Here is a 12,664-nt window from a genome sequence, read left to right on the forward strand (position 1 = left end):
GGCGTTACTGTAACAACGACCTTCCGCACAGATAGGCCCGTTGCCCCCTCTGCTTGAATGCAGCCGTCGCCTCGAACGGACCTCATTGCTGCCGGCCCCGGACCTCCGATCACGCCAATAGTATTCGCGCCCACCACACGATCAGGCAGCGCACCCGCGCGGCACTGATGTAGATTCCAGCGCTGCTACAACGGGTCCGTATCGCCATTCCCACGCACCTGCGAACAACTGACGCCTCTGTGTGCCCTGCACCGCATGAATCAAATCTCTCGCCTAATCGCGGCGAGCAAGGTCATGGCTCCGGTCTTGTTAGGCCGTTGCCAATCCGATGACTGAATCGCATCAGTGCGGCTTCACTCGTCCACCCCATGTATGGGTGTAACGATCCGGGTGGGCGTCGAAGCGATCCAGGCAGACCTCGGAGCAGAAGGACAGCACGGTGTCGTTGATGTGGCGCCGGCCGGCGGCCCGAGCTGGGTTGATCATCATCCCGCAGACAGGGTCGGTGGCGGTCTCGTCCAGTTCCGGCCGACGGTCGGACAGGTGGCCATCCTCGAGCCAGAGAACCCTGTCGGCGACATCCTCGATCCGGTGGTCGTGGGTAACCGCGACCACGGTCTTGCCGTGCTCCTTGGCCAGCACCTCGAGGGTGTGCATGAGCTGGTATCCGGCACGGGAGTCCAGGTGTGCGGTGGGTTCGTCAGCCAGCAGCAGCGGGGCGTCGTTAGCCAACGCTCGTCCGATGGCCACGCGTTGACGCTCGCCACCAGACAACTTCTCCGGAAGCACGTTCGTCCGGGCACCGAGCCGCATCTGAGCGAGGAGGTCCCTCGTCCGCCGCGCAGCCTCTCGGCGTGGCATGCCGGCCGCCCGCATCACGATCTCCACGTTCTCCGCGGCGGTGAGGTTCGCCAGCAGGTTGGCCGCCTGGAAGATGAACCCGATTCGCCGGAGTCTGATCTCGGGGAGTTGACGTTCGGACAGTGCCGTGATCTCCAGATCGCGCAGGTACACCCGCCCCGCGCTCGGCCGCATCAACCCCCCACACATGGCGAGCAGCGTCGTCTTCCCAGCTCCCGACGGCCCCTGAATCAGCACGATCTCGCCCTCGGTGATCTGCAGCGACACGCGATCGACGGCATGCACCGCGGTGTTGCCCGCACCGAATGTCTTGGACAACTCCACCAATTTCAGCGCGATTCCCACCAGTCCCCCTTCACACCCGAAACACCTGTGCAGGATCGAGGCGGGCGACCGGGCGGGCGGGTACGAACGAGGACACCGCCGCCATGGCCAGGGTCACGACCGCGACCAGTCCGATATCGGCGGCTCGGAAGGTGGTGACGAAGGCTGGCAGCAGGGCTTCGAGGAATGCTCCCAGCGCGAACGTCAAGCCGACTCCCACCACCAGACCCATGGCTGCCGCGGCCAGCGATTGCCGCCACACGATCCCGAACAGCGCGCGATTGGAGAAGCCGACGGCCTTGAGGATCCCGTACTCGCGGCGCTTCTCCAAGGTGGCGGTGTAAATCGTGAGGCCGATGACGAGTGTGCCGATGACGAAGCCGATCAGGACCAGGACCCAGATGATCGGTAAGAAACCTTCAGACAAGTCCTTGGTGTTCGCCTGCGCGAATTCCGCCCTCGTCATCGGTTTGGTATCAGCGATGGTGTCGCGGATCCTCTGCGCCACCACCGCCGGATCGAAGCCCGGTGTCGTATTGACCAAGAAGTAATTGACCAGACCGGACTGGCCAAGGATGCGGACCACGTCCGGCAGACTCGCCCATGCGAACTGAGAGAGGATCGAATTTCCGCCACGGGCAATGCCGGTCACGGTCAGCGCAACACCGTGCACCTGTACGGTGTCACCGAGTCCCATGTCATTGTTGCGGGCGAACACCCGGTCGATGACAAGCTCGCCTGGACCGGGGGTGGCCCTTCCCTGCTCAATTCCTGGCGGACCGGCAATCGGAGTGTCCGGATCGACGCCAAGAACAAAGAAGTTCAAGTCACGGCCCCCGTAGGAAAAGACGATCGGCCGTCCCACCAGCGGTGTCACCCCTGAGACGCCCTCCACCGCGCCGAGCCTTTCACCGACCGCGGGTTGCTGCAGCGAAATCGAGTGGAAGAAGTCGCCGGGCGTGTCGGCCTTCGCCACCCACAGGTCGGCGTTGACCCCACGAACGTAGGCCGTGGCCTGGGTAATGAAACCGGCATACAGACCACGCAGAAGCAAGATCAGAACGACCGCAAACGCGACCCCTCCCACTGCGATGGCGAGTCGAGTTCGCTCCCGTGCCAGGTTTCTCCAGGCGATGTAACCGGTTGCCATAATAATGACCTCCGAACATTGGCCTCGTCAGATCCCTTACGCCATAGCGGCTGACCAAACACCGCGATGATCGAGAACTCATACTTCGAGTACCGCACCTACCGGGGACGCCTGCCTCCACCGTGTACCCCTACCCCGTACTTGTCAACGGTTGGCGGCCACGTTCCACGGGTCGACGTAGGCGATGGAGACGACAAACGCCGGACCCCACAGTGCAACGAAACGGGTGCCACCGTCTCGACGGGTCCGCCTGGCGGTACGGCGGTTTGCGTCCTGACACTCAATTGGTCTCCCAGAGCTTTGATGTATCCACCGAATGACCAAATTCGCCCCTCCGTATTACAGACTTGGGCTACCCAAACTTACAACCCTCTGGCTCCCTCCGTCTAGGGACGTAAACAATCGCCCCGGCCAAGATCCGCCCACGACCGCCGGCGCGCTCTGGGGCCCAACCTGCCTCGGCGATCGGAACCGTATTAAACGATGATCCACCGCGACACCGCGTGGGGCTCCGTGGATCAGTTTTCGGCGGCAGGTTCGCGGCCGCATGACGCTGTGCCGCCGGACCAGGGATCGGCCATCTCGGTCTCCCCTGCCGCCGGCACTAATCTGGTCTGAGGTGTGTCAGAGCGGTACCGCGGATGTCTTGCCCCACCCGGTAGATGAGCCCGCGGAATCCCCTCGCCACCCGAACGAGATCAAGGCAAGGGCGCTCCCGGCACACGGCCCGCGAGTCACTCCGGATTCATGTGCGTGACCCACGATAATTGCATAGTCCGGCATACTCGGCGCAACAAAACAGACTTTGAGAACTCACAGCAGCGATGCTTGGAAGGTTCGCCATGCGCTCGGGCCACAATGCGTTGGCGACGGGGATATCCTCCTCTGAAAATGTGTGCCAATGTGCCGCGGGGTCGCGAAGCGATCGAGTAGCCGACTTTCCAAGAGCCAGTCACAACATCCCAGCGCATGGACCTTGGCAGCGGAGGCGGCCGTGGTCTATCGTTCGATCCGTTAGGACGACGGTGTCTCGGAAGTCCGGTGCAATCCCGGCACGGTCGCGCCACTGTGTGTCGTGCAACTCTTTTGTTGCCGGCGAGTCAGACCCTGCGCTGTCGTCTTGTGCTCCAACCAGCGGGACGCGTGTTCCCGAGGAGGTCTCACCACCATGACTTATCCGGTAGCTACCCCTGCATTGTCTCCGTCGACGGGAGCGCCCATCCCGATCCGGGACCTCCTGCCGTGGGCAGTGTTCTTTGGCGTCCTCATGCTCGTGCTTCTGTACTTCGTCGGCACCGAGCAGGGCGCGTTGACTGTGTTCTCGGGAGAGTCCGTGCACGAATGGGTGCACGACGGCAGGCATCTCCTCGGCTTTCCCTGCCACTGAGCCGGGCCGCGCAGATGAACTCCAGCACTGTCAGATTCCTGCTCGTCCGCGGAATGCTGGCGGGTGTCCTCTCAGGGGTGCTCGCCTTCGGTCTGGGCTATCTCGTCGGCGAGAAGCCGTTGCGGGCCGCCCTCGACTTCGAGGCAACCCATTCCGCCGAGGCCGCGACGGAAGTGGTGAGCCGTTCGATGCAGGAGACCGCGGGGCTCGCCACCGGCGTGCTTGTCTTCGGTGCCGCTCTGGGTGGGATAGCTGCCCTGGCATTTTGTTTCGCGCTGGGGCGCATCGGACGCTTCGGGCCGCGCGCCACGGCGGCGCTGATCGCGCTGGGCGGATTCGTCACGGTATTCCTGGTGCCGTTCCTCAAGTACCCCGCGAACCCCCCTGCCGTGAGCGATCCGGACACACTCGACCAGCGCACTATCCTGTATGTCCTGATGGTCGTGCTCAGCGTGCTGTTAGGAATCGCCGCGGTGCTGATCGGGCGATACCTTGGCCCACGACTGGGTAACTGGAATGCCACGGTGCTCGCCTCGATCGCTTTTGTTGCGGCAGCGGCTCTGGCGCTAGCGTTCGGCCCCGCAGTCAACGAGATGCCCGAAGGCTTCCCCGCTGGCGTGGTGTGGCAATTCCGCCTCTCCGCGGCGGGGATGCAGACCGTACTGTGGGCAGCCTTCGCCGTCATCTTCGGCTACCTCGCCGAATCGGTGCTCCAGGCACAGACTCTGGTACCTCACCGCAGTCCGAAACCAGCCCCGGGTATCTGAATTGAATGGACGCACGCATGGTCTCGACGCGTGCGGGCTGACGCCACACCTCAATTGAGTCCGGCGTATGAGTGCAGGCCGGAGACGACCATATTGATGATGAAGAGGTTGAACAACATGGCGACAAACCCCGCGATGTTGATCCATGCCGCTCGGGTATCGCGCCAACCCGATGTTGCGCGAGCATGCAAGTAGGCGGCGTATATCACCCAGGCGATGAACGAGACAGTCTCTTTGGGATCCCAGCCCCAGAACCTGCCCCACGCTGCTTCCGCCCAGATGGCTCCGAGGATGACGCCAGAACCGAACAGCGGAAAAGCGAAGATCGTTGTCCGGTAGGCGAGCCGATCGAGGACTCGGGAATCGGGTAGCTGTCGGACAAACCGTATCAAGGCGCCTGATTCCTCTGAGCTGTCGGCGTATCTGACTCTCAGGAGAAACAGCATGCTCGCCACTCCGGAAATCAGGAAGACGCCGCTGCCAATCGAGACGATCGACACGTGGATCGGCAGCCAGTACGACTGCAGCGCCGGTACGACTGGTGCGGCATCGGCATAGAGCACGGTGCCCGCGACGAACAATAGAATCAGTATCGGGATGAGGGCGAACACCCACAGGGTGCGCAGACTTGCCCGACGCAGCACGATCAATCCCGCGAGGACGGCAGCAGCGCAGGTGAGAGTGACGAATTCGTACATATTGCCCCACGGCACCCGGGCGGTGGCGAGGCCTCGCAGGACAATCGATGCGAGATGAGCCGAAAGCCCCACCACGATCATGCTCATACCCATACGCCCGAGCCGATCCGAGCGTGAGCGACGGGGCGGCTCGACTAGCCGACCAGGTCTGTCCGCAGTTGTTGTCACGACAGGTGTCCCGGCGCGGACAAGGGTGGGGGTGCGCTCGAGTGCGTCGAGTGCTCGTGTTCGTAGGGACGCGAACTCGGCGCTCAGGAGGATCAGCGCGAGCGCATAGATCACGACGGCGGTGGCGAAACTGAAATCGCTGTAACGGGCCAGGTTGTCGTCAATCGGCATAGTTGGATTCTCACTTATCCTGTCGAGCCGTATTGGGCCAGAGGCGTTCGCACATGGTGGAAAATTCCGGGCCCCATCCGGCGTGGTCGGTCCGTGCCAGACCACCGAGCTCGACGTTGGTCTCCGTGTCCGAGGTACCTGGACGGATTCGCACCCAGATTCGGCGGCGCTTGATCAGCAACGAGACAAGCAAGCCGGCCATCATGCTGATCGCGAACACTAGTACCCACTTCTGGGCGGGGTCGTGCGAAACCTGAAGGTTGGCGAATTCCTGTGCTCCATCGAAACGCACCTGTGATCCGTCGGGCAGGGTCGTCGATTCTCCGGGCCTCAGGTTGACCCGGTCCTGTTTGACCAGACGACCCTGGTTGATCATCTCGGAGTTGAGACTGAAGATCGACTGTGGGATACCGGTGTCCAGACCGGTATCGCCTTTGTAGATGTCCACGGCGACCGCGGGGTCGCGCATGCTGGGAAAGACTGAAGTCAACAGTGTGCCGTTGAAGTAGGCGGTCGGGGCGAACAGTCCTTCGATCGCGATCTGGTTCTTGCGGCGTTCCTCTGGCGTCGAATAGGTCCCGCCGGGCGGGTCGAAACGCAGGGCTCCGCTGCTGAGGAAGGTGGTGGCGTCGTCCGGGCGGAACTGGAGTGATTCGGTGCGGGTCTGCCCGTCGGGGAAGGTGACCGTGAATTGGGGCGCGTAGCCGTGCCCTGTGAGGTAGATGCGTTCGCCTCCGATGCGCAGTGGATCGTTGACCCTCAGCCGGTAGTCCTGCCAGGCGCTGTCCCCTACGTTCGCTCCGGTCTGGTAGGTGATGTTGGATGTGAACATCTCCGCCTGGCCGCTGTCGAGGTAGTCCGCCTTGAAGTCCTTGACCTGGATGCAGAATGGTTCGAGTCCGGTTCCATCCGTTGCGTTTCCGGTGCGAAATGAGTCGTATACCGCGGGCGAGGTGTTGCAGAATCCTGGTCCGCCGTTGGCGATGACGATGACAGATCCTTCGTAGCCGAACAGCTTGCCGATCGCGACAGCGGTCAGCAGTCCGATAAGCGAGAAGTGAAAGACAAGATTCCCGGCTTCGCGGAGGTACCCTTTCTCGGCGGAGACGGCCCGTCCTCCATCGCTTTCGGTGTGAATCGCCACTCGCCACCCACGCAGGGCCGCGCGCGTCCGTTCCACTACCTCGTCCGTCGGGGCGTTGATGACACCACGATGGTGGTGTGGAAGGCGGGAAAAGTTGCGGGGCGCCGGAACTGGTTTACTTCTGAGGGCGCGGAGGTGGTCGATGAGCCGCGGGATCAGACAGCCGATGAGCGAGACGAATAGCAGCACATAGACGGCGGTAAACCAGAAGCTGCCGAACACGTCGAACAGTTCGAGCTTGTCCATCCATGGGCCCAGCGTGGGGCGGGCGGCGATGTACATGGCCACCTTGCCGGCGTTGAGATTGCGCTGGGGCAGCAGCGCGCCGGGGATGGCGGCAAGGGCAAGGAGGAACAGCAGTACAAGTGCGGTGCGCATCGAGGTCAATCGGCGCCATGTGTTTCGGGCCGCCCCGACCAGGCTGCGGATCGGTGAGGGTCGACGCGGTTTCTGTGATGTCGGTGTTTGTACGTTGCTGTCGGTGACGGTCATATCGGCAACACCACGTTGCTGACGAATTCGTCCCGGATCCATGCGACGAATAACTCCCAGTACCCCGTGAGCAGTGCTAGTCCCACGATGACGAGCATGACACCACCGACTATCTGGATGGTGCGGGAGTGGCGGCGTAACCAGCCGACACCGCGGAGCGCCTTCGACGACCCGAATGCAAGCGCGATGAAGGGCAGTCCGAGGCCGAGACAGTACGCGATGATCAGCACCACTCCCCGTGCGGCCGTGGCCCCTTCAGTTCCGGCTGTCACGGACAAGACGCCGGCCAGGGTGGGTCCGAGGCAGGGAGTCCACCCGAGCCCGAACACTGCTCCCAGCAGCGGGGCCCCAGCGAGGGTGGAGAGGCGCCGCGGAGTGGGCCGGGTGTCTTTCTGCAGGACGGGGATCAGGCCGATGAACGTCATTCCCATGAGCACGGTGATCGCCCCGCCGATGCGCTGGAGGAGCTCTCGGTTGAGTTGCAGGACACCGATCACGCCGAATACCGATGCTGTGGCCAAGACGAACACCACCGTGAATCCAGCCACGAACAAGACAGCCGCGCCGGTGACGCGCCAGCGTCCGACGGTCTTGACTCGAGTGCCCACCCCGGCGGCGATCGCTGGGGTCTCGGCCCCGGAGACCCCGGCGAGGTAGGACAGGTAACCCGGCACGAGCGGGATACAACAGGGGGAGGCGAACGAGACGAGTCCCGCCAGCGCTGCGGCACCAAGCGCGACGAGTAAGGGTCCCGTGGCGACTGCCGTCTGGAAGGTGCTCCCCCACTCTTGAGCCAGTACTGTCATTTCTCTGCCGCCACTCGTTCGATGACCGGTTGTAGGTCCTCGGTCAGCAGGGCGCGCAGGAACACCGCGGCTACCCGGTGCTCGCGATCGAGAACCAGAGTTGAGGGGATCACGCTGGTGGGGTAATTGCCGCCCAGAGCCGTCAGGGTTCGCATGGGTGGGTCGTAGATGGAGGGATACGACACTTTGTTGTCGACCACGAAGTCCTGTGCTTTGTCGCGTTGGGGGTCGCGGACGTCGATCCCGAGAAATTGCACGCCGAGATCCTTGGTGGATTCGTAGGCACGCTCGAGCTCATCGGCTTCGGCGCGGCACGGTGCACACCATTGGCCCCAGAGGTTGATGACCACGACCTGACCGGTGTAGTCCGACAGCGCCCGGGCCTGGCCGTCGGTCATCAGGTCGGGACCGGACAGCGGACCGATCGAACCGCGCGTGTCGGGCGGGTCGTAGAAGATTTCGGTCTTTCCGCCCGGGGAGACGAAGTCGAAAGTTCCGCCTTGCGCGACTGCGTCCGATCCCGACGCGCACGCGGTGGCGCCGATCAGTGCCACGAGGATAATGGCCACCAGCTTGAATATGCGCCGGCTCGGGTTGGCGCCGCGACAACGAGTGCCCGGGGACGACGCGATCGTCATGGCCACACCATCCGGGCATGTCCGGCGGTCAGCCGGGTGACCGCCGATGGCGACTGAGTCCGCCTTGTCACCGAGAGCACATGGGACACCGTCTGCCACCTTCCACGAACTACCAACCGTAATACTAAGTAGGATAGTAGTTGGCGTCCTGGCGGTGAGCAGGAGGGCCAGGACTAGCGACAGAGATGGGCAATCACGTGACAGAGAAATCGATGTATACCCGCGCATACCGTCGGGAACGCCGGCGACGAGTCGTCGGATGGCTGTTGGTGGCCATAGGGGTGGTGATGGGACTTGCGCACGTGGTCACGCACCTCGGGCAATTGCATTTCTTACCCTCAGCAGGCTGGCAGGATTTACTCCTCGGCTATCCGATGGCCATGGCGATCGTCTTTGTCGGGTTCCTGTGTATCGCAGCGCGTTCACGCGCCTGATAGCAGCGAAGACTGCCGCAAGGGGCGCCGAAGTGCCGGGCTGTTCGGGACTGCGACAACGTGAGCTTCAGAAGATGACCGGCCCGGCGCAGAGATTTCGACACACCCCTTCTGCGGATCTCACGCAAGATCGCAGAGGAAGGGTCGCAGATGCTCCGAGTTCGGCGACATCACCTTGGACCGAATTGGTGAGCACTCGTGGTGCTCACCGTGCGCTCATCGGATCAGACTGCCTATTGCCTCTCGAACCTGCGCCGGGTCGTGGAAGACCGGGGTGCTGGTGATCCGTTCGACGGTCCCGTCGCGCTGAACGAGGAAGCTCAGCGGCAGTACCGGAGGCGCCGGTAACGCCTTTTGCACCGCATCAGCGTCTCCGAACGACGGGTAGTGGGCATTCAACTCGGTCAGCAGCGCGAGGGCGTTGGTTTGTTTGTCCTGGACATTGACACCCACCACCCGCACCGCACCGGGTTCGTTGGCGTAGGCCTCGAGTACGGGGATTTCCTGTCGGCATGGAGCGCACCAGGAGGCCCAGAGGTTGATCAACGTGGGCTCTCCAGAAAGGGCGGAGCCGATGTCGATTTTCGTGGTGGAGCCGAGGCAGGGCGCGGTGACGCCGGTGAGGTCTCCGGGGAGTGCACCGGCCGGCGGGGCCTCGGGGCAGGGGCGCAGCGCAGCCGCGGCAGCCAGCTGCGCCAATTCGGTTTCATCGACCGTGCTCGTCGAGGTTCCGTGGGAAGCGCCCGTAGGAAGTGAGGACGCTAGTTCTGAGTCGTCCCCCCGCGGCCAGATTGCCACGATGAGTAGGAGAACCGCCGCAAGGGCGACTAGTAGCCAACGCATTTCCGTGCGCATCTGCGTTCCATCTCCTTACGAGGCGCACGCTGCCGAGAAACGACGCACCACCACCATCATCTACTATTGATCATAGTAGATGATCTCGCGGGCGCGGCACCCGCCCGGTCCCACACCCGGGCGAGTGGTGTTGGGCTGCGCAGCAATCCGAAGACAAGTGGCGGCGTTCTCCGCTTCTAGCCGTTCGCGGCGCGCCCCCTGCCGAGGCGTGCGCGTGGGAATCCCTTTTATGCCTTGGAGAACTCTGTGATGTCAACGCCTTTGGCTTCCAGCCACTGCTTCGGATCCACCTTCAGACCGGTGGGGTCCGCCACTTCGAAGTGCAGATGCGGACCAGTAGATTGGCCGCGGTTGCCGACGGTAGCGATCTGGTCGCCGGCGTTAACGCGCTGGCCTGTGCTCACCAGGGTCTCATTGATGTGTCCGTAGGTGCTCATGGATCCGTCGTCATGCTGGATTCGTACCCAGAGCCCGAATCCGGATGCCGGACCGGAGTCGATCACGGTTCCGTCAGCTGCCGCGTATATCGGGGTGCCGATGTCGTTGGCGATATCGAGACCGGTATGTGTCGTTCCCCAACGGGGGCCGAAATCTGAGGTAAGGGTGCCGGATACGGGTTTGACCGCAAGGGGCTTGCGCGTCTGGGCCTCGAGCGCCGCTCTCTGAGCCTCGAGCGCAGCCCTTTGATCCGCGAACCACTCGCCCTTGGCGAGTTGTTCGACCATGGCGTTCGCATCCGGGAGCGCGGGAAGGGTGAGGACCTGTGGGGCCGTAGGTGGCACGGCAGTATTTCCAGGCGCTGACGCCTCGGGAGCTCGGACCTCTTCGACGTCGGCCTGCACGGTATGGGCTTGGGCGACGCCCGTACTGGCGGTCCCCGCCAGCAGAGCGCCTGCGGCCACAGCCATGGTCGCCATGAGCGCTGTGCGGTCGCCTGACCGGACCGGTGTCCTGTGGCGCCCTCCTGCCGTATTCGCCGCATTCAGTTCCGGTGGCGTCACCTCGAAGATTTCTTGTCGGCGAAGGCCGGAGCTTGTGCGTTTACGGTGCCGTGACAAAACTGTGCTCCTAAAATGGGTCTCTGACGTGCGGTTTCCTGTGGTGAACCGCGCTCGTCTGAGGAAGTCCTCCACCGAATGTAACGAAACGATATACGAACTTTCGTCTAATTACTATCCGGCTTAGTAGCTGTGGTGGCGGGTCGGCGTCGTACAGCGATGAGGAATGCGGGCACCACGAGCAGTGCGAGAGCCACCTCGGGACCTGATCCGAGGCGGGTGGCCAGGGTCATGTCGGTGCGCAACGGGATGTCACCGATGAGTGCGTCGGCGGTGAAGATCTCGCTCTGCTGTTGAACCGTGCCGTCCGGTGCGATGATCGCGCTGACCCCACTGGTGGCCGCAACGAGCACGCTGCGTCCGTGTTCGACCGCGCGGATACGGGACATCGCCAGTTGTTGATAGGTCATGTTCGTACGTCCGAAGGTGGCATTGTTGGTGGGCACGGTGATCAGTTGGGCACCCGCGCGTACCGACTCCGACACGAGATCGTCGAACGCGACCTCATAGCAGGTTGCAACGGCAAGTTGAACGCCGTTGAGTTCTACGACGCCGTTGCCGTTGCCGGCCACGAACTTTCCTGCCTGGTCCGCATAGGGCGACACCGCGCTCATCAACGTGCGCAGGGGAAGGTACTCCCCAAAGGGGACGAGTCGACGCTTGACGTGTTGCTGTCCTGGTCCGTTGACCGGATCCCACACGATTGCACTGTTGAGGGTCGTGTTGCCCTCCCCGACGAGGACGGAACCGACCAGGATTGGAACCCCAATTGCCTGGGCGGCGTCGTCGACCCGGTCAGCGGCATCCTGATTGCGTAGAGGATCGATATCAGAGGCATTTTCCGGCCAAATGACGAGTTGGGGCCGGCGCACTCGGCCCGCGGCAACATCAGCTGCCAATTGTTCAGTTTTGGCGACGTGATTGTCGAGTACCGCACGTCGTTGCGCGTTGAAGTCGAGGCCGAGTCGCGGGACGTTTCCCTGAATAACGGCCACGGTGGTCATATCCCGATTCGGGGCAGTTGTCGGCGAGAGGGACAGTGCGAGCAGTACGGGGATGGAGACCAGTACGGCGTTGCCCATTGAACTCCGCCAGCGGCGCGTCCGGGCATAGATTGCACATGCGGCAAGTCCCGCGCCCATCACCGCGAGTGCGAAGCTCAGGCCGGGAGCTCCGGCGATCTCTGCGAGCGGTAGAAGAATTCCGTCCGCCTGCCCGAAGGCTAGTCGTCCCCAGGGGAAGCCCCCGAAGGGAATGCGGGCACGCACTGCTTCGGTGGCAACCCAGGCACATGCCACCCATACCGTCGAAAGCGGTAGTCGGCTGACCAGTGCTGCGATTGCACCGAAGAGCGCTACTGCAACAGCTTCGATCGCTGCCAGCGCCAACCATGGCACCGCCCCGACATACACCCCTACCCATGGCAGGAGCGGCACGAAGAATGCCAGGCCGGCGAGATACCCGTATACGAAGCCCGCGCGCACGGAACGCCCTCGGAGCACCAGGGTCAGGACCGCGATCCCCACCGGAGCGAGAAACCAGCTCGTACGCGGGGGAAAGCTGAGAAACAGCAGCGCGCCCGCCGCGAGAGCCGCGACACAGCGGAAGACGACATCAGCGATTCGTCTGGTGCCTGCCCGATGGCTCTGGACATCCGTGTGATCCGTCTTTCGCAAGAGGTCGACCATCAGGGGCTTTACCTTTCCAGGCA

At 63.1% G+C, this 12,664-nt stretch carries 12 protein-coding genes; 3 read left to right on the forward strand and 9 right to left on the reverse strand.

The features are described 5' to 3' along the window. Positions 1 to 342: 342 nt before the first annotated feature. Entirely contained in the window at positions 343 to 1,206 is an 864-nt protein-coding gene (locus GFS60_RS37470; protein WP_159929701.1) for an ATP-binding cassette domain-containing protein, read from the reverse strand. A 10-nt stretch (positions 1,207 to 1,216) separates the two neighbouring features. Next, entirely contained in the window at positions 1,217 to 2,335 is a 1,119-nt protein-coding gene (locus GFS60_RS37475; protein WP_159929703.1) for an ABC transporter permease, read from the reverse strand. A gap of 1,168 nt (positions 2,336 to 3,503) precedes the next feature. Between GFS60_RS37475 and GFS60_RS37485 the strand changes: the two genes are divergently transcribed. Together GFS60_RS37485 and GFS60_RS37490 are read left to right on the forward strand one after the other, a co-directional pair. Further along, complete coding sequence (locus tag GFS60_RS37485; protein ID WP_159929707.1) at positions 3,504 to 3,722, forward strand: CbtB domain-containing protein; 219 nt, start codon at positions 3,504 to 3,506, stop codon at positions 3,720 to 3,722. Between the two features lie 14 nt (positions 3,723 to 3,736). Further along, positions 3,737 to 4,489, forward strand: a complete 753-nt coding sequence (locus GFS60_RS37490) for a CbtA family protein (RefSeq protein WP_159929709.1) — start codon at positions 3,737 to 3,739, stop codon at positions 4,487 to 4,489. Between the two features lie 50 nt (positions 4,490 to 4,539). On the opposite strand, the gene ccsB is transcribed toward GFS60_RS37490, so the two are convergent. Genes ccsB through GFS60_RS37510 form a run of 4 tightly spaced genes read right to left on the reverse strand, consistent with a single transcriptional unit; the run spans position 4,540 to position 8,606 of the window. After that, a complete protein-coding gene (gene ccsB / locus GFS60_RS37495; RefSeq protein WP_159929711.1) occupies positions 4,540 to 5,526 on the reverse strand; it encodes a c-type cytochrome biogenesis protein CcsB in 987 nt (328 codons plus the stop codon). 10 nt (positions 5,527 to 5,536) lie between these two features. Then, entirely contained in the window at positions 5,537 to 7,162 is a 1,626-nt protein-coding gene (gene resB / locus GFS60_RS37500) for a cytochrome c biogenesis protein ResB (protein ID WP_159929713.1), read from the reverse strand. Then, positions 7,159 to 7,968: a cytochrome c biogenesis CcdA family protein gene (locus tag GFS60_RS37505; protein WP_159929715.1), complete on the reverse strand. Its 810-nt coding sequence runs from the start codon at positions 7,966 to 7,968 to the stop codon at positions 7,159 to 7,161. The genes resB and GFS60_RS37505 overlap by 4 nt, the downstream gene beginning before the upstream one ends. Further along, on the reverse strand, positions 7,965 to 8,606 hold the full coding sequence (locus GFS60_RS37510) for a TlpA disulfide reductase family protein (protein ID WP_159929717.1): 642 nt from the start codon (positions 8,604 to 8,606) through the stop codon (positions 7,965 to 7,967). The genes GFS60_RS37505 and GFS60_RS37510 overlap by 4 nt, the downstream gene beginning before the upstream one ends. Before the next feature lie 185 nt (positions 8,607 to 8,791). On the opposite strand from GFS60_RS37510, the gene GFS60_RS37515 reads away from it, so the two are divergent. Beyond that, complete coding sequence (locus GFS60_RS37515) at positions 8,792 to 9,040, forward strand: hypothetical protein (RefSeq protein ID WP_159929719.1); 249 nt, start codon at positions 8,792 to 8,794, stop codon at positions 9,038 to 9,040. Positions 9,041 to 9,256: 216 nt separating this feature from the next. Here the strand turns inward: GFS60_RS37515 and GFS60_RS37520 are convergent, their stop codons facing one another. The 3 genes from GFS60_RS37520 to lnt form a co-directional block, all read right to left on the reverse strand. After that, the gene (locus tag GFS60_RS37520) at positions 9,257 to 9,895 is read right to left on the reverse strand and encodes a TlpA family protein disulfide reductase (protein WP_159929721.1); all 639 of its coding nucleotides are present in this window, start codon (positions 9,893 to 9,895) and stop codon (positions 9,257 to 9,259) included. Between the two features lie 227 nt (positions 9,896 to 10,122). Next, positions 10,123 to 10,812 carry a M23 family metallopeptidase gene (locus GFS60_RS37525; RefSeq protein WP_159929723.1) on the reverse strand — a complete coding sequence of 230 codons (690 nt, stop codon included), beginning with the start codon at positions 10,810 to 10,812 and terminating at the stop codon, positions 10,123 to 10,125. 248 nt (positions 10,813 to 11,060) lie between these two features. Further along, positions 11,061 to 12,641 (reverse strand): apolipoprotein N-acyltransferase, encoded by a 1,581-nt coding sequence (lnt, locus tag GFS60_RS37530; protein WP_159929725.1) that lies wholly within the window; start codon positions 12,639 to 12,641, stop codon positions 11,061 to 11,063. Between the last annotated feature and the right edge of the window lie 23 nt (positions 12,642 to 12,664).

Origin of the sequence: Rhodococcus sp. WAY2, from assembly GCF_009859915.1 — a bacterium.
GTDB lineage: Bacteria > Actinomycetota > Actinomycetes > Mycobacteriales > Mycobacteriaceae > Rhodococcus_F > Rhodococcus_F oxybenzonivorans.